Annotated in this window: 19 protein-coding genes and 1 pseudogene; 6 read left to right on the forward strand and 14 right to left on the reverse strand. The window is 65.5% G+C overall.

The genetic code is table 11. The annotated features are described in order from the left end of the window. Window positions 1-94: 94 nt before the first annotated feature. The 4 genes from RUMESO_RS22725 to RUMESO_RS22745 form a co-directional block, all read right to left on the reverse strand. Window positions 95-1027, reverse strand: a complete 933-nt coding sequence (locus RUMESO_RS22725; RefSeq protein WP_051521624.1) for a lipid kinase — start codon at window positions 1025-1027, stop codon at window positions 95-97. Next, window positions 1014-2345, reverse strand: coding sequence for an App1 family protein phosphatidate phosphatase (locus RUMESO_RS22730; protein WP_082484607.1), 1332 nt, complete (start codon window positions 2343-2345; stop codon window positions 1014-1016). Before RUMESO_RS22730 ends, RUMESO_RS22725 begins: the two co-directional genes overlap by 14 nt. A gap of 5 nt (window positions 2346-2350) precedes the next feature. Then, entirely contained in the window at window positions 2351-2767 is a 417-nt protein-coding gene (locus tag RUMESO_RS22735; RefSeq protein ID WP_037284208.1) for a CBS domain-containing protein, read from the reverse strand. 906 nt (window positions 2768-3673) lie between these two features. Then, window positions 3674-3964, reverse strand: a complete 291-nt coding sequence (locus tag RUMESO_RS22745; protein WP_037284214.1) for a hypothetical protein — start codon at window positions 3962-3964, stop codon at window positions 3674-3676. 845 nt (window positions 3965-4809) lie between these two features. On the opposite strand from RUMESO_RS22745, the gene RUMESO_RS22755 reads away from it, so the two are divergent. Continuing rightward, complete coding sequence (locus tag RUMESO_RS22755) at window positions 4810-5067, forward strand: hypothetical protein (protein WP_037284220.1); 258 nt, start codon at window positions 4810-4812, stop codon at window positions 5065-5067. A gap of 128 nt (window positions 5068-5195) precedes the next feature. Here the strand turns inward: RUMESO_RS22755 and RUMESO_RS22760 are convergent, their stop codons facing one another. From RUMESO_RS22760 to RUMESO_RS22780, 6 genes are all read right to left on the reverse strand, one after another. Further along, the gene (locus RUMESO_RS22760) at window positions 5196-5675 is read right to left on the reverse strand and encodes a hypothetical protein (RefSeq protein ID WP_037284223.1); all 480 of its coding nucleotides are present in this window, start codon (window positions 5673-5675) and stop codon (window positions 5196-5198) included. Window positions 5676-5852: 177 nt separating this feature from the next. Beyond that, complete coding sequence (locus RUMESO_RS22765) at window positions 5853-6206, reverse strand: hypothetical protein (protein ID WP_037284227.1); 354 nt, start codon at window positions 6204-6206, stop codon at window positions 5853-5855. Further along, window positions 6203-6517 carry a hypothetical protein gene (locus RUMESO_RS22770; RefSeq protein WP_037284229.1) on the reverse strand — a complete coding sequence of 105 codons (315 nt, stop codon included), beginning with the start codon at window positions 6515-6517 and terminating at the stop codon, window positions 6203-6205. The genes RUMESO_RS22765 and RUMESO_RS22770 overlap by 4 nt, the downstream gene beginning before the upstream one ends. Window positions 6518-6618: 101 nt before the next feature. Then, window positions 6619-6747, reverse strand: a complete 129-nt coding sequence (locus RUMESO_RS28030) for a hypothetical protein (RefSeq protein WP_281177601.1) — start codon at window positions 6745-6747, stop codon at window positions 6619-6621. Window positions 6748-6849: 102 nt separating this feature from the next. Continuing rightward, a complete protein-coding gene (locus RUMESO_RS22775) occupies window positions 6850-7047 on the reverse strand; it encodes a hypothetical protein (RefSeq protein ID WP_037284232.1) in 198 nt (65 codons plus the stop codon). 73 nt (window positions 7048-7120) lie between these two features. Beyond that, complete coding sequence (locus tag RUMESO_RS22780) at window positions 7121-7312, reverse strand: hypothetical protein (RefSeq protein ID WP_037284233.1); 192 nt, start codon at window positions 7310-7312, stop codon at window positions 7121-7123. 355 nt (window positions 7313-7667) lie between these two features. Here RUMESO_RS22780 and RUMESO_RS25485 point away from each other — a divergent pair, with 355 nt between their 5' ends. Beyond that, window positions 7668-7829, forward strand: coding sequence for a hypothetical protein (locus tag RUMESO_RS25485; protein ID WP_156363069.1), 162 nt, complete (start codon window positions 7668-7670; stop codon window positions 7827-7829). A gap of 135 nt (window positions 7830-7964) precedes the next feature. After that, window positions 7965-8186 (forward strand): hypothetical protein, encoded by a 222-nt coding sequence (locus tag RUMESO_RS22785; RefSeq protein ID WP_037284236.1) that lies wholly within the window; start codon window positions 7965-7967, stop codon window positions 8184-8186. Between the two features lie 925 nt (window positions 8187-9111). Here RUMESO_RS22785 and RUMESO_RS22795 read toward each other — a convergent pair. Further along, on the reverse strand, window positions 9112-10359 hold the full coding sequence (locus tag RUMESO_RS22795; protein ID WP_037284242.1) for a cation:proton antiporter: 1248 nt from the start codon (window positions 10357-10359) through the stop codon (window positions 9112-9114). A gap of 462 nt (window positions 10360-10821) precedes the next feature. Between RUMESO_RS22795 and RUMESO_RS22800 the strand changes: the two genes are divergently transcribed. Continuing rightward, a complete protein-coding gene (locus tag RUMESO_RS22800) occupies window positions 10822-11670 on the forward strand; it encodes an alpha/beta fold hydrolase (protein WP_281177602.1) in 849 nt (282 codons plus the stop codon). 197 nt (window positions 11671-11867) lie between these two features. Here RUMESO_RS22800 and RUMESO_RS26650 read toward each other — a convergent pair whose 3' ends face one another. Next, a complete protein-coding gene (locus RUMESO_RS26650; protein ID WP_211262979.1) occupies window positions 11868-12188 on the reverse strand; it encodes a YihY/virulence factor BrkB family protein in 321 nt (106 codons plus the stop codon). 57 nt (window positions 12189-12245) lie between these two features. Here RUMESO_RS26650 and RUMESO_RS26655 point away from each other — a divergent pair, with 57 nt between their 5' ends. Both RUMESO_RS26655 and RUMESO_RS22815 read left to right on the forward strand, forming a co-directional pair. After that, on the forward strand, window positions 12246-12719 hold the full coding sequence (locus RUMESO_RS26655) for an AI-2E family transporter (protein WP_211262980.1): 474 nt from the start codon (window positions 12246-12248) through the stop codon (window positions 12717-12719). A 135-nt stretch (window positions 12720-12854) separates the two neighbouring features. After that, window positions 12855-13193: a recombinase family protein gene (locus RUMESO_RS22815; protein ID WP_051521625.1), complete on the forward strand. Its 339-nt coding sequence runs from the start codon at window positions 12855-12857 to the stop codon at window positions 13191-13193. On the opposite strand, the pseudogene RUMESO_RS22820 reads toward RUMESO_RS22815, so the two are convergent. Beyond that, a pseudogene (locus tag RUMESO_RS22820) lies at window positions 13185-13469 on the reverse strand (IS3 family transposase); the annotation flags it as partial. The gene RUMESO_RS22815 and the pseudogene RUMESO_RS22820 sit on opposite strands and share 9 nt — an antisense overlap. 16 nt (window positions 13470-13485) lie before the next feature. Next, complete coding sequence (locus RUMESO_RS22825; RefSeq protein WP_037284244.1) at window positions 13486-14565, reverse strand: IS110 family RNA-guided transposase; 1080 nt, start codon at window positions 14563-14565, stop codon at window positions 13486-13488. Window positions 14566-14582: the final 17 nt, after the last annotated feature.

Here is a 14582-nt window from a genome sequence, read left to right on the forward strand (position 1 = left end):
CTGAAGCCGCGTGACCATGGCCACCCCAGCTACACCCGAAATCTCCACCTCATTGACGGACGTGACCCAGCTACGATCCTGACAGGTTAATCGGCTACGCTCGCGTCTCGTCCGCGGCCGGTGCGAAGACAGAAACCGCCCTCGGTAAGACCCGGAACTGAGCGGGCGTTTCCGTCGTGATCTCACCGTCGGTGTTGATCTTCTTGGGACGCGCTGTGCGGATGTCCACCTCACGGCAGCGCATGGTCCGCACCTCCTTCCACAGGCCATGCCGGCCTTTGCGGAAGGCCGGATACACGAGCGCGAGCTTCCAGAGGTGGCCAAACTCCAGACTGTAAAGATTGAGGCAGCTGTCGTCGATCTCAGCGTCCTTCTCGACGGCCATGCCGGCGCCGTAGTACCGGCCATTGCCGACAGCGATCTGGAGCGTTCGGACCCTATGGACCTCGTCGCCCGCGCGGATCTCGGCCACGAACGGCCGCATCTGCGTGAGGGCACGGAAGGTCGATACGGCATAACCCAGCCTGCCCCACCGCTGCTTCACGTCGTGGGTCAGCTCGCGCGTCATGGCGACGCTGAGCCCCAGGCTGGCCACGTTGAAGAACGGCTTTCCGTTGACCTCGCCCAGATCGATCCGACGGAGTTTGCCCTCGACGATCACCTGAGCGGCGTCGCCGATGTCGAGCGGGATGCCGAGCGTGTGGGCGAGATCGTTCGCGGTCCCCAAAGGGAGGATGCCCAGCGGCAAGCCGGTCTCGATCAAGGCTGGCGCGGCCGAGCTGAGCGTGCCGTCGCCGCCGCCCAGCACGACGAGATCGACCGTGCCCGCCGCTTGGCGGATGGTATCCACCAGATCGCCTGGTCCGTCGGAGGTTGCGCGCTGGAGCTGAAGACCGCCGCGCTCGAGCACCTCGACTGCCGCGTCGCTCATCTCTCGCCCCTGCCGGCTGTTCTCGTTGATCACCAGCAGGGCACGGCGCTGTCCCGCGGCATTGGGTAGGTCGACTGCAGTGCTATTGCCGCTCATGTCTGGCGCCAATGTCCTGCAACTCTGGCTTCTCATCCCCTAAACCTTGCGGATCTGCAGCGCGCGGCTCCTTTGGTTCCACCACAACACTGGGCGGCGCATCCTCTGGGCCGCTGGCCAACATGTCCTGCAGGTGGCCTCCTTCAACTGCGGCGGCCGTCTGCTCAGGAGTGCCGCGCTTCACTTCCCGCGTCTCGGTCCGGGCCGCCAGCTCGTCTTGCGCGACCCGCTCGTCCGCCACAGCGCCGACAGTCCCGGGCGCCACAAGGCCGACGCCCTCCGCGTGCTCGGCCATCGCGACGCTGTCCGCCGCGAGCACCAGGCTCGAGCCGGCTGTGACCACGGCGGCCGCGAGCTCCTCGATCTGGGCGATACGATGCCGGTCCCGCGAGACGTTGCGGATGTAGACGGCCCGCACGCGGCCGGGATGCTCGTTCACGAGCTGCCGGTAGACCTCGGGGTCGTGCTGGCCGCTGTCGCCGATCAGCACAAAAGGCAGGTCCTTGTAGAGCTCCAGCATGTTGCGGATGAGCTCCTGCTTGTGATCCACCGCCTTGCGCGGCAGTGGGCTCTTCCAGGAGACACCCCACTCGCGCAGAAACAGCACCGGGCCCACAGGGATGCCGTGGAGGCGGAAGAACTCCTCGAGCACCTCGTAGATGCCCCAGGGCGCGCGGGAGACATAGAGCATCGGATTGCTCTCATTACCAGAGTGGCCGGCATGCAGCGCGCGGTAGAGCGCCGCCACGCCCGGAAAGGCCACCCGGCTCTGGGCGTCGGCCACGAACAGGCGCCAGAGCATCCCGAGCTTGTTGGCCACGCCCGTGAGCATGATGGTGTCGTCGATGTCGCTGATGACCACGAAGCGCGCTGCGGACGGCGGGATGTAGATCTGGCCCTGCGCCTCGACTGGCGTGGGCCCCTCCAGGACCAGGTCCATCGCGTGCCAGGTGAGGTCGGGAGAGGGAGCCGCCTCCGGACGGAGGTGAACCCGGAAGTAGCCGTCCGGATCTGTTACGACCTTCACTGTGGTCCCATAGAAGTGAGCCGTGACGGTAGCGCCGGCGACTGAGTGGCGGCTCAGCCGCCGGCCGACGTCGCGCAGCTCCGACCGGAGACCGTGCTCCCTTGCAGGATCTGCCTGCGACTGTCGGAACACCCGGCCGATCAGGAACACCTCGGAGCGGCTGCCGTAGCCGCGGTAAGGCGCGAGAACCACGCCGTGCTCGCCCTGCGCCCGGCGAACGGGCCGGCCAAAAAGGCGCAGGATCCCGCTGGCGGCCTGAGCCAAGGACCGGCCAGGGTGGTTCAGGCTCACGATCCCTACCGCGTCAGCTTCGACACGCCCTCGAGTGCCTCTTCGGCCGAGAGGTCCGGTGCCTTGGTCGCGAGGTCACCCAGAGCCACGATGCCGACCAGGCGCTTCTCCCGCGAGAGCACCGGCAGCCGCCGCACTTGGTTGTGGGCGATGTTGAGGGCCACATCCTCGATGTCGTCGTCCTCGAAGCAGTAGAGGACCCGGTCGGTCATGACGTCGTGGATGTAAGTGTCGCCCGAGAAGCCCTCCGCGAGACCTCGCACCACGAGGTCGCGATCGGTGACATAGCCCACCAGGCGATCACCCTCGGCCACGGGCAGCGAGCCGATGTTGTCGTCCCGCATCTGGCGCGCCGCCTCTCGGAGCGTGCTGTGCGGCGCAAGCAGGCGGACGTCGCGGGTCATGATGTCTCGAACCAGCATGGCAGGCCTCCACAGGGTTGCTCGAGACAGCAACGGACCAGCACGCGCGCCCGTTCCAGAGAGCGCTTGATGGGGCAAGGCGAGACGAATGGCTTGAGCCCAGATAAAGCCTCTGCGCCAATCCAGGCGATTGAAGCAAGACCTGGGTCGGTCACAGGCACAACCAACGTTGTAGTTCGGAACAGCCCCCAACTCGGCCTCGGCCTTACTCCGCGTCCTCTATTCGCAGACCCATAAGGCGCGCCCTTCGTCGGTGAAGCTGCTGTCCTGGCGCATCGTGTTTGCTCACGGGCACTGGTCAGGCCCACTGCGCTTCAGGACTAGGTCTCGCTGAATGACCTGGAAGGTGTTCTCATCGGCCATATGCACGTCCTCCCCAGTGGAAAGGAAACAGTTGCTGCCTCGCATGGTGCGCCATCCCTCCTCGCTTAGCAGCGGGCTGCGCAGGACCCTGGCGTACACCACAACGGTGTACTGACGACCTGCCTCGTCCACGCATGGTATTCGTCGGACCAGGTGCATCGGGCGCGTCTCCTCAACCTCGCGCCTGGTTCATCCCGCCTCTGTCGAGGACGATGACAAACCTGGCGTTGCCAATGGATGCTCTTGCTTCGTTCGCACTGTCCAGCCGTCCACATTCGGGTCCACCTCGACCGGGATGCCGAACATGGAGTGGGGTGTTGGGACGCTCCACATGTACCAAAGGGCCGCCGTGAGCAGTTGTTCGTGCGCACTGGGGCTCAGGACAATGGCCTCGGATACCTTGCCCTCACGCCGGGCTGCGCGGAGCGCCCGAGCAATGGCCTTGGCCTTGGCGAGAGCAGTTGGCATGGACCTACCCTGGGACGTTGAGGCCCCGGGACGGGTAGAACCCGCCCAGGTCAGCGCTCGAGGCTTCTGCGTCTCTCATCTTTGCCACCGGCTCCTCGCGAGCATCGTGTCAACCTGCTCCACGATGTCGCTGAAGCCGGCGATGAGCCCGTCGATCTCCTGGCGGAGCGCCTCAGGCGTGTCCTGGTAGACCGTCATGACAAGCACCGAGTGGGCCTGTTCCCGAAAGCTCCGGGCCATCTCCAAAAGGTGCTCAAGCCGGGCCTCGTCTGGGGGGCTCCCCACGACCCAGACCGCCATCTCACTTCGCAGCGCCTCCCGGGCCGTGCGGAGCGTGTCGATCATCTGGGTCAGCGACGGGTCCATTGGCGGCCCCAGCCTGTGCTGATGCTTGTCAGGGAAACGCGGTTCTGGCCGGCGAAGGTTCCGGACAGGTCGCCAGAGAAAAGACATGCCAGAGGCAGGCTGGGGAGTGGCGGTGGGCTCCTCAGGGGCAGTCAGCCGCCGATCACCCGTCGTGCTGGGGGACGAATGGCGGGACAGGCGCGCGCACCGGTTTAGAGATCCAGCAAAACAGGCTCATTTGCGGCCCAGCTCGGCGGACCCCCCTCCGCCGAACCTCAGCTTTAGGCGTACCAAGTGTGTAGGCAGTCAGGCTGGCGCGCTCTATCGCCTCGACAGCATCGATGACCGGTGCGTATCACTCGGCCCGGGCAGATCCAACGTGCTCCACGAGGGACGCTGGACAGTCCGGCGCGACGGCAAGACCTACGGCCCATATCCCAGCCGCGAGGCCGCTCTCACGAGCGCCATTGGGGCTGCGCACATGTCGGGCCAGAACGACCGCGCCGCGCAGGTCCTCAGCCAAGGCGAGGATGGGGAAACCCAGGTCGAGTGGACTTATGGAGTGGATCTCGATCCGCCCCAGGACGCGCCTGGAGGCAGGACCAGGTCTCGATACCCCGCAGGCAATCTCGACTGGCCTGTGATCGAGGGCTGGAGCGGGCTGGCGTCCACCGCCCTTCTCTGGTCCCGGTCGTGGGCGCCCTTCTGAAGCCGCCGGCCCCACGCCTCTCGGCACGGCTCCGCCGCTCGGGCCTGCGTTGCGGCTTGTGAGATACGTGCCCGGTCCCGCTCGCAACGGGGCTGGTGAACCCCATATGCAACTGACCCTGGAGTAGTCCTCTGGGGGAACATGAAAGGCTCCTCACATGGACGCCGACAAGCTCAGACTCAACGTCATTTTGCTTCAGGACGAACTTGCCCAAGTTCGCGCCGGGTACGCGGCCGACTACGACACGGCTCGGGCGCGCAACGCCGCAGACAAGGCTCACCGGATTGCCGAGGACGAGAGTCTGAACCGGATCCAGCCCGACAGCGGCGAGCGAGCCCAAGCCAGGTGGCAGGGCGAGGGTGGCGGGCCCGCCGAAGAGCAGGCCCACCCGCTGGCGTCTATCTACCCGGATTGAGCGCGCTCCTGAGTGGTCGCAGGGGAGGGGTGGCCCGGAGAGCAGGCGCGCCCGTCGGGTACGCCGACTGTGTCAGCACGCAGTGCAAGGCGGACAAGACTGGGCGGTGGGACTGGGCCAGAGGAGAATCAGTCCGTGCTCCGGGCCAAGCGAAGCCCCGGGAAGCTGGTCGTGTCGACGTCCTCTTGGGTGAGCTCGCAACTGGAGCCCTGGTCCTCACCCGCTGTCACAGGAGCAAGCTCGCTTGCGTCGAGCTCGCAAAGCTGTGCGGCGATGCCGATGGGAAGCTGTACCGTGCTTGCGCCGTCGGGCATGGTTAGCGTCGCAAAGCCTTGTCGGGTGATGTCCACCATCTCACCATGCTCGTCCGTCAGACCCACCGACGTGGCCGTGCTCTCGTCGATGGTGCAGACCGGCTCAGTCGCACTGCTGGCCCTCGAGGCAACCTGTTCGGCCGTGAATCCGCAAAGCGCGCCAACAAAGGACAACGGGAGTTCTACGCTCGTACCTGCAATGGCCACGAACGCCGATTCCTCGCTGGCTTGCGCAAAGGCCGACGTTGCAAACAGACTCGATGCGGCCGAGGTGGCCAAGAATAGACGTCTCATGATCACTCCTATGTCGAACGGTGGGGGCGCCGGTCCATCCGGTCAGTTTGGCCGACCTGCAGCCCAGCATGACAACGGCCTTTCATGACCGCCCTCTGAGCTGCGCTGCTATATGGAAAGGGGGCGGGAAGGCTCGGGCGTCTGATCTCTGCTCCTTCTCCGCCAGAACCAACCGATTTACGCCGCGTCGAGGTTCAGTCCCTTCATGCAGGCCTGCGCCAGATCGCGGTTGGGTTCCTCCGCGCCAGGCACCGTGGCCCAGCCGGCGGCCATGACGGCGTCCCGGCGCTGATAGGTGGTGGCCTCGGTGATGGTGGCCAGCTTGCTCGCCCTTTCCGGATCGTCCTGCGAGATCTGGAGGCAGATGGGCACCAAGGCCGCGATGACCTCGTCGTGCGCCCGATCGGCCGCCAGCTCCTCGGCCCCGCCGCCCGTCATCCAGCCTCCCCAGGAGAACCCCAGCACCATCGCCACGACCGCACCGATCCCGGCGCCATAGATCCCTGGTTTGAGCCACTCGGGGGATGTCATGATCTCACCTCCAGCGGAGCTAGCGCCGCTTCGCCTGGTTCTGCTGGGTCGCGTGGAGCGCGGTCGCGAACCAAAGCCGCCTCCAGATCTCGGGGATCAATCGGGCGCATCTCGGCGGTGCCCCTGCCACCCGCTTGGCTGCCGACCAGGAGATAGGTGCCCGTCCGGCGGTAGGCTTCAAAGCTCCGGCCCTCGAGGAGCTCCTCATCCATGACGACCTGATAGTCGCCGGCCGGGAGTTCGTCCTCGTAGTCGGCGATGCGGAACGGGTGGACGAAGGTGACAGTCCGTCGTGTGGTGCGCGGGTCCATGACCCCTCCCTTGTGAGATTGGATCGCGAGTCAGGATTGCCGCGCAGCCGTTCGGCAACCGGGAACGTCGAGAGGTCCATTCGGACCGCAGGACGAGCTTGTCACTTCTTCTTCGCTGTCCCGTCCGTGTCGGACTGGCCCTTCTGGAAGAGGGCCGGGGCGGCAGGAGCGACCTTCGTCTGCTTGGGCTTCTTGATTTCCTTGTTCGACCGCTTCTGGCCCTTGGCCATGGTCTGCACTCCTGAATGACCGACCCTGGCGGCCGGTGGTTGACGTTACGTGCTCCGGCACGAGCACCATCTCGAGGCGGGCGTTATGCCGGCCTCAGAGGTTCAAGCGCGCATCGCGTCCGCTGCGGCGACCGAGGGGCTCACGCGCCGCACCTCGACGTATGCCGTCGCCACCCCGAGCTGCCCGCCTTCCTTGCTGATCGCAATCTGGAAGCCGCGCCCGACTACCTCGTAGACCACGTCGTCGTAATCCGCGTAATCGAGGACGATCCGATCGCCGACGATCGGCATGACCTCCATCTCCAGCTCCTCGAGGCCCCCATCCCGGGGACCAGTTCCCGGATGAACGAAGCGGACCAGGGGCATGACCGCCTCAGCTCGGAACGAGGGAGAGCAGGACGATGCCGTCGGGCGACGGGTCGGGTGTGTGCTGGAGACGGGGCGCCCCGTTCGTGTTGTCGTTGACCACGGCCTTCCGGACCCTCTCGGAGGGCTGGCGCCGTCGCGCGTTCTCGTCATCCAGATCAGAAGGCTCGATGTCGGGAGGCGTCGTGTCGGTCCCCATGCGGGGTCCTCCATCATCCCCGGAGGGACTACCTCGGGGTATCTGGCATGTAATGGCTCCAAGGGTGGAAAACGAGGCCTCAGCGGCAACTATCGCGCAAGTGGGGACTCAGGCTGGATAGTTTGTTAGCATCAGAGGGGCGTTGATGATGTGACCGCTCCCCTCTGTGGATCGTCGCAGACCCACCCTGGCACATCGATGCCGTCGGAGGGCGGTCACATCATCAACGCCATGAGAGCCCGAAACCTGATCAGGCGCTGGTGTTGAGCGTCTTGCTCTCGTAATGGGCCCGTCTCATCCCCATGTATGTCATGCCCACGAGGTATTCCTTCGCGGGATCATGGAGGCTCCTGACATGGACGCCGACACCGCCAAGCCCAGCATCAACCTCGCTCAGCACGAACTCGACAAAGCCCGCGCGGACTGGTCAGCGGAGAAGGTCCGCAGAGCCCAGCGCGATGGTGAAGTGAACTGGGCCTATCCCGGTGACAAGCACCCTCCCGATCCGGCCCGTTAAGAGCTGGCCGTAACCAAGGGCGCTTACGTGTTGCCTACTTTCTGGGCCGGCCCGATGAGCGCGCAGGCCCAGCTCTCTGGCCCGCCTCGGCTGTTCCCACGATGCATCCTTTGACGGATCATGGAGACTCCTCTCATGGACGACGCCACCCCTAAGCCCAGCATCCATATCACTCTGAACGAAGCCACCATGGCTCAGGTGCGCCGGTCTGCCGAGATGGATCGACGGATCACGGAGAACGATGCTCTGAACAAGATCCAGCCCGGCCAGAGTGAGAAGGCCAAGGCGGGGTGGCAGGGAGAGGGAGGCAGCACAGCGGCAGACACGCCCCTGCCGACCATCTATCCAAAGCGCTAAGTCGGCTGTCGACGCCTTCGAAGATTGGTCACTCCTGAACGGGAGGAACGTATGCTCGCGGAACTGATGGTCTTGAATGCCGTGACCTGCGCCGCGGTGCTGACGGCGGTGGGATGGTGGGGGTGGTCCGAGTGGCGCGCCGCTCAGCCCCAACTTGTGCCCATGGCCGCTCCGGCCGAAGTCGAAGAGGTTCTCAGGGGGGTGGCTCCATGGCAGGACGCCTGTCAGGCCCTCGTGGACGTGTGGGACAGAGGCGAGCGGCCGGACTTGGTCGATCGGCTCGGACCCTCCGCTGCCGCACAGGTCGAGCGGTGCCGACGTATCGTGAGCATGCGCCCTCATGAATGGGCCACTGACTGACTGGGCTGACAAAGCCGACCCTGAACGTAGCTCCAGCAGATGGGTGAGGAGGCGAGCGGCAGGAATGCTTGGTGGATGTCGGTCCTGCGTTCGTAACGGACCGTCTGGCGGCGGAAGTAGGGACAAGACACCGCCCGCGGCCGCTCCGGCCTCAGCAAAGCACCACCGCCCTTGGACTCGGGTCTGAGCTTAGTCCGTTCGCCTCCCGGATCGTTGGCATGTCGTTGGCGGGCACCTGCTCCGACGCGTGGACCCGGCGCAAAGCTGCAAAACGAACTACCACCCAATGCTTAGCTGGCCTTGCGGCGCGCCTTCTTGGTCGGAGCCAGAGCCGCGTGTGTCCTGTCCTCGGCCTCCTTGCTCAGCCTGGCCTGCCGTAGCTCAGTCGTCTCATCGGTCAGCGTCTCCCAACCGGGGCCTGGACCTGGATCAGAAGATCGGTGCTTTGGGGTAAGTGGCTGAATGCGATCGCGCGTCCGCCTCAGACAGTCGAGCGTCATCCTCCCCGCATCTAGTCTCTTTACCCGGAACAGCGGGCACTCAGGGCCGGCCACGCTGTCAGACATCACTCCCTTGGCTCTCGCACCAGAAGGCGCACGCTCTCCGCAGCGGTGAGTCCATGGATGAAGGTGGAGGCGAAGATGGTGAAGGATACCAAGGCCCAGAGCTCGTTCCGGTCGATGAAGGTCACGTGGGTCGCGGCATAGCCCAGGTAGTAGATCGAGCCGATGCCGCGAACGCCATAGCACGCCACGACGGCGCGTTCGCGCAGGTTGAGCGCCGTACCGAGGAGCCCCAGGAGCCCGGCCATGGGGCGCACGACCAGGATCAGTCCAAAGCCGATCACGGCGTGGCGCCCGTCGAGGTAGGGCCAGAGTGCCGGCAGCATGCCGCCCAGGAGCACGAGAAGGATGGCCGTCATGGCCGTCTCGAGGGCGTCGCTGAAGGCGTGCAGACGCTGGTGGTAGGAATGGCCCGCTTCGACCCGGCGCATGGTCATCCCAGCAATGAAGACAGCGACGAAGCCGTAGCCTTCGGCGAGTTCGACAAGGCCATAACAGAAGAGGACTCCGGCCAGCGCCAGAACGCCGGGGCCCGACCTGGCGAGGGTGTTGCCGGCCGGATAGACGAACAGCGCCTGGCCCAGGAGCCAGCCGATCCCGGCGCCGAGTGCCGCGCCCACGCCGATCCTGTAAAGGACGTCCCAGACGACCCACTCGGCCCACCCCGCGACGCCCAGGCTGCCGGCGGCGGCATGCAGGGCCAGGTAGACGAAGGGGAAGGCGAGGCCGTCGTTGAGCCCGGCTTCAGTGGTCAGGGAGAAGCGGACCGGGTGCTCGCGCCCTTCGAGGGGCGGGCCGACCTGCACGTCGCCAGCCAGAACCGGGTCGGTCGGTGCCAGGACCGCTCCGAGCAGGATCGCGCCCGGGACCGTCATCCCCACCAGACCCCAGCCCAGCAGCGTCACGGCCCCAATGGTGAGCGGCATGGTCACGGCCAGCAGTCCGATCGTTGGGTGCCAGAGCCGCAGGCCACCCAGGTCGTCGATCCGCAGCCCGGTCGAGAACAGGACCACGATGACGACGATCTCAGCCGAGACCTCCCAGAACGCAGGCGCTGATTGGGGGGCGAGCGGGCTGAACAGCCCGGGAAACAGGACAGCCACACCCATCCCAAAGATCATCAGGGCGGCCGAGGCGGATGGCGGACGGCGGAACACCAGCTGAGGCAGCCAGTAGGACAACAGGAGCGCCGCCCCGATCACCATCAGGAGCAGCTGATGCGAGGCGAAGTCGAATTCGAAGGCACTCATGTGAGATTATAGCCTTAAGGCAGGATGGCCGAGCCTGCAGACGGCACTGGGATCCCGGGCCGAACCCCTTGCAAGCTAGCCGTCCCGTGAACCCCAGCCAGATATGTCCTGCTCCAAGTGGCCTGGCGCACTCGCCAGGTCCTGATCTGCAAGGCGGCGCAGATCGGGGAACGGAACGTCTCTTCGGACGTTGAAATAGGTTGCAACATCGCCCTGGAGTGTCCGGGCCGTCGTGCATCTTCCAGACATGGATGGCCCCAATGACCTCTCGCTCCGCGGGTTCGCCCCGCATGCTGGCGTCGGCTGCCGGTCCCTCAAGCTCGGACCAGCCTTCCCTCGCCTACCGCATTGCCGCCTTGGGTCTCGTCACCTTGGCCGCATCGGCCTTCGTGAACCACCGGTTGGCGAAGAAGGCCGAGCGCGACAACTCCCCCTCTCGGCCGGTTTGTTGAGATTGACGGCTTGCCGCTCCATTGCCTCGAGCGTGGGACAGGGAGCCCGCTCGTCCTCCTGCACGGGAACGGCACCATGATCGAGGACTTCGTCTCGAGCGGGCTCATCGACATGGCGGCCCGGAGCCATCGTGTCATCGCCTTTGACCGGCCGGGCTTCGGCCATACCACGCGCCCGCGGGCCATCGTCTGGACCGCCGAAGCGCAGGCCGATCTCATCGCCGTGGGCCTTCGCCGACTGGGCGTCCGCCAGGCGACAATGCTCGGCCACTCCTGGGGCTGCGCGGTCGCTATCGCGCTCGCGCGGAGGCATCCTGACCTGGTGAGTGGACTGGTGCTGGTCTCCGGCTACTACTACGCCTCCGTTCGCGCCGACGTTGTGGGCGCGTCCCTGCCTTCCCTGCCCGTCCTGGGCGACATTCTCCGCTTCACTGTCTCCCCGCTCATGGCCCGGGCGACATGGCCGCTCGCCACGCGCAGGATGTTCGGCCCCGCCCCAGTTGCCGAGACGTTCAAGAGCTTCCCCAAAGAGATGGTCTTCCGTCCGTCGCAGATCCGGGCGGGTGCCGCCGAGGCTGCGCTGATGCTCCCAGGCGCCGCGACTGCGGCCGGGTATGCGGACCTCAAGGTGCCCGTGGCCATCATCGCAGGCGAGGGGGACCGCATCATCGACATTGAGGCGCAGTCAGCGAGGCTGCACGCCGAACTGGCGCAGAGCACCTTACAGCGGGTTCCCGGGGCCGGGCACATGGTCCACCAGACGGCGCCCGAGATCGTCCTCGCCGCCATCGAAGGCCTGTCGGCGCCCGCCTTTCCCAAACCTGCGGCAAATTCCGAGACGTTGCCAGTTGCCGCCTAAACGGTCGTTCCACCCCGCCGCTTTCGAGAGGGGAGTCCTGGCATCCGGAGCGACCTCTAAGACGGGGTCCTGAAGCCGCCAAAGCTGAGGGCCGAGTGAGATGGACATGTTGCCGATCCACACGGCCGGTGACATGGATGCCCAAACGTTGAGCAATGACAGCGTGTCGGCGGAGTTTGCCTGGCCGGAGCACCCCTTCAGGCTCGGCTTCCGTGGGTCTCGGCATAGGCCTTGGTGAACTCAGCGCCGAAGAGCAGGATCAATGACGAGTAGTAGATCCACAGCATGATCGTGATAACCGACGCGGCCGCCCCATAGGCCGAAGCGACCCCGCTCCGACCGATGTAGACGCCGATCAGGACCTTTCCGGCCGTGAACAGGACGCCGGTGACGACCGCGCCGGTCCAGACATCCCGCCAGGTGAGGGCCACAGCCGGCAGGACCTTGAAGATCATCGCGAACAGCAGCGTGGCGAACAGGAACGACGCCGTGCTGTTGACGATTTGCACGAGCGCCAAGGCTCCCGAGACCCGCGCCTCGAGGTAGGTCCCGATGGCGGCAACCTTCTTCTGGTGGTGGGCGAGACCGTTCAGGGCACCGTCTACGGCCTCATTGGCACGGCGCTGGCGCAAGGGCTGCTGGCCGCCTTGGGGTTCTGGATCGCCGGGGTGCCGCAGGCGCTGCTCCTGGGGTCCCTGACGTTTGTTCTCTCGTTCCTGCCCGTCGGTCCGCCGCTCGTCTGGATCTCGGTGGCACTGTGGCTTCTGGCCCAGGGAGCGATTGGCTGGGGCATCTTTGTCATCCTCTGGGGCGCGCTCCTGGTCAGCACCATCGACAACGTGCTCAGGCCCTATCTGCTGGCGCGATCAAACAGCCTGCCCCTGCTGGGCCTGCTGGGCTTCCTGGGGGGCCTGCTCGCCTTCGGGTTCATCGGCATCTTCCTGGGCCCGACGCTCCTGGCTGTGGCCTACAGCCTCTTCGTCGAGTGGCACGAGGCCGAAGCCGAGGATCGGAGGCAGGCCACACCAAGGTCTCCGGACACCCAGTGACTTGCTGGCCAAGGGTCGCAATAGGCAGGCAGTCGGGCTGTGCGTCAATCTTGAAATACGCACAGAGTTCTCGACCTTTGTTCGTCAGTGGGTTAGCGTGTGCGTATTATATGTGCGGAAAGTGAGCTTAATCTGGTGGCCGAGACGTGCGGCTACGCTCGCGTCAGCACCGACGGGCAGGCCCTCGACACGCAGGTTGAGGAGCTTAAGGCGGCCGGGGCTGAGAAGGTGTTCCGTGAGGCAGTTTCCGGAGCTAAGCGGGAGCGCCTGCAGCTCCGCAAGCTCCGCGACCGGCTCGAGCGCGGGGACGTGCTCCTGGTTACGCCCTTGGATCGGCTCGCCCGCTCCACGCGGGATCTCCTGGACATCCTGGGCAACGTTGTGGACAAGGGTGCCGCCTTTCGATCGCTCGCGGATGCTTGGGCCGACACCACCTGGCCTGCTGCCGGTTTTGTGGACAGCAAGTTAGGGTAGCACCGCCTGACGCTCGAACTCCACGGGGCTGAGATAGCCCAAGGTCGAGTGGCGGCGGGTCGGGTTGTAGAAGCGCTCGATGTAGTCGAAGACATCGGCGCGAGCTGCATTCCGGGTGCGGTAGACCTTCCGGGCGGTCCGTTCGGTCTTCAGCGAGGAGAAGAAGCTCTCCATCGCCGAGTTGTCCCAAACATTGCCGGCCCGGCTCATCGAGCAGGTGATGCCGTGGTCAGCCATGAGGCGCTGGAACTGCTCGCTCGTATATTGGCTGCCCTGGACGCCCTTCTGTTTGTCAAGCAGCGATACGGGTCTGGTTGATCTCTTTCTGGCGCCGGATGATGAGCGAGAAGACCTCGCGGGCAATGTAGCGCTTCAGGGCCCGGATCGCGTCGAGCTTGGAATGGCCTTCGGCGATGCGCCTGGCCACGTAGGCCTTGGTCTTCGGGTCAGTTCGAAGGCGCCCGATGGCGATGATGTGCAGCGCGCTGTTGGCCGCGCGGTCGCCACCGCGGTTCAACCGATGGCGGATGGTCTTGCCGGACGAGGCAGGTACCGGACTGACCCCGCAGAGTGCTGCGAAGCTCGCCTCCGACCGCAGGCGCTCTGGGTTGTCTCCAGCCGTAAGGAGAAGCTGGGCCGCGCAGGTATGACCGATGGAATTGCGTGCGACGAGATCGGGGGCGAGCTCGTCGACGATGGCCCCGATCATGGCATCGAGATCGGCGATCTCGTCGTGCAGTTCGAGGTACCGACGAGCCAGAGATCTCAGGCCGATGCGGTAGGCCGCCTCCACATCGCGATAGGCGGTAAGATCCGGTCTCCAGGCCGCAAGCGTTCGCACCAGTTGCATGCGCGTCATGGTGCGAAGCAGATCCCGCAAACTGTCCGGTGCGCAGACGATGGTGTTCTGGATCATCTGCAAGGCGACGCGCCGTGCCGCCACGGCTGTCTTTCTGCAAGCCTTGAGAACGCGAAGCGACTCCACCATGCCGTCTCGGCTTCTGGGGGTCACGGTACGCCGGCCCGCAAAGGCCGCGTGCGCGGCATTCTGAGCATCGAGATCGTCGTTCTTCCCTCGACGGCGACGGTCATGCCGATCCGGGGCGGTGACTTCCAGCACCTCAACCCCGGCAGCTTGCATGAAGCGCAGAAGGCCGGCGCCGTAGCTGCCGGTCGACTCGATGCCAATTCTCTGGAGTTCGCCAAACGACCGCATCCAGGCCAGCATCTGCCGGTAGCCCTGCCGGGTCGTCGCAAAGCAGCGGCTCCCGAGAACCCTGTCGCCCTTGTCGACGACCGCCGCGACATGCAGATCCTTGTGGGTGTCGACGCCGCCAATGACGCGGCATACTGAGCTTTCCGTTGCATCCATTTCAGGCCTCCCGGGTA

Origin of the sequence: Rubellimicrobium mesophilum DSM 19309 (assembly GCF_000600335.2) — a bacterium.
In the GTDB taxonomy this organism is placed as follows: domain Bacteria; phylum Pseudomonadota; class Alphaproteobacteria; order Rhodobacterales; family Rhodobacteraceae; genus Rubellimicrobium; species Rubellimicrobium mesophilum.

Excerpts from the sequence above, each read along its gene's own strand:
- RUMESO_RS22775 (WP_037284232.1), bottom strand. The coding sequence starts at position 7,047 with ATGGAGGTCATGCCGATCGTCGGCGATCGGATCGTCCTCGATTACGCG.
- RUMESO_RS22795 (WP_037284242.1), bottom strand. The coding sequence starts at position 10,359 with ATGAGTGCCTTCGAATTCGACTTCGCCTCGCATCAGCTGCTCCTGATG.
- RUMESO_RS22760 (WP_037284223.1), bottom strand. The coding sequence starts at position 5,675 with ATGAGACGTCTATTCTTGGCCACCTCGGCCGCATCGAGTCTGTTTGCA.
- RUMESO_RS22825 (WP_037284244.1), bottom strand. The coding sequence starts at position 14,565 with ATGGATGCAACGGAAAGCTCAGTATGCCGCGTCATTGGCGGCGTCGAC.
- RUMESO_RS25485 (WP_156363069.1), top strand. The coding sequence starts at position 7,668 with ATGGACGCCGACACCGCCAAGCCCAGCATCAACCTCGCTCAGCACGAA.
- RUMESO_RS28030 (WP_281177601.1), bottom strand. The coding sequence starts at position 6,747 with ATGGCCAAGGGCCAGAAGCGGTCGAACAAGGAAATCAAGAAGCCCAAG.
- RUMESO_RS22765 (WP_037284227.1), bottom strand. The coding sequence starts at position 6,206 with ATGACATCCCCCGAGTGGCTCAAACCAGGGATCTATGGCGCCGGGATC.
- RUMESO_RS22785 (WP_037284236.1), top strand. The coding sequence starts at position 7,965 with ATGGACGACGCCACCCCTAAGCCCAGCATCCATATCACTCTGAACGAA.
- RUMESO_RS22745 (WP_037284214.1), bottom strand. The coding sequence starts at position 3,964 with ATGGACCCGTCGCTGACCCAGATGATCGACACGCTCCGCACGGCCCGG.
- RUMESO_RS22770 (WP_037284229.1), bottom strand. The coding sequence starts at position 6,517 with ATGGACCCGCGCACCACACGACGGACTGTCACCTTCGTCCACCCGTTC.
- RUMESO_RS22735 (WP_037284208.1), bottom strand. The coding sequence starts at position 2,767 with ATGCTGGTTCGAGACATCATGACCCGCGACGTCCGCCTGCTTGCGCCG.
- RUMESO_RS22780 (WP_037284233.1), bottom strand. The coding sequence starts at position 7,312 with ATGGGGACCGACACGACGCCTCCCGACATCGAGCCTTCTGATCTGGAT.
- RUMESO_RS22755 (WP_037284220.1), top strand. The coding sequence starts at position 4,810 with ATGGACGCCGACAAGCTCAGACTCAACGTCATTTTGCTTCAGGACGAA.
- RUMESO_RS22725 (WP_051521624.1), bottom strand. The coding sequence starts at position 1,027 with ATGAGCGGCAATAGCACTGCAGTCGACCTACCCAATGCCGCGGGACAG.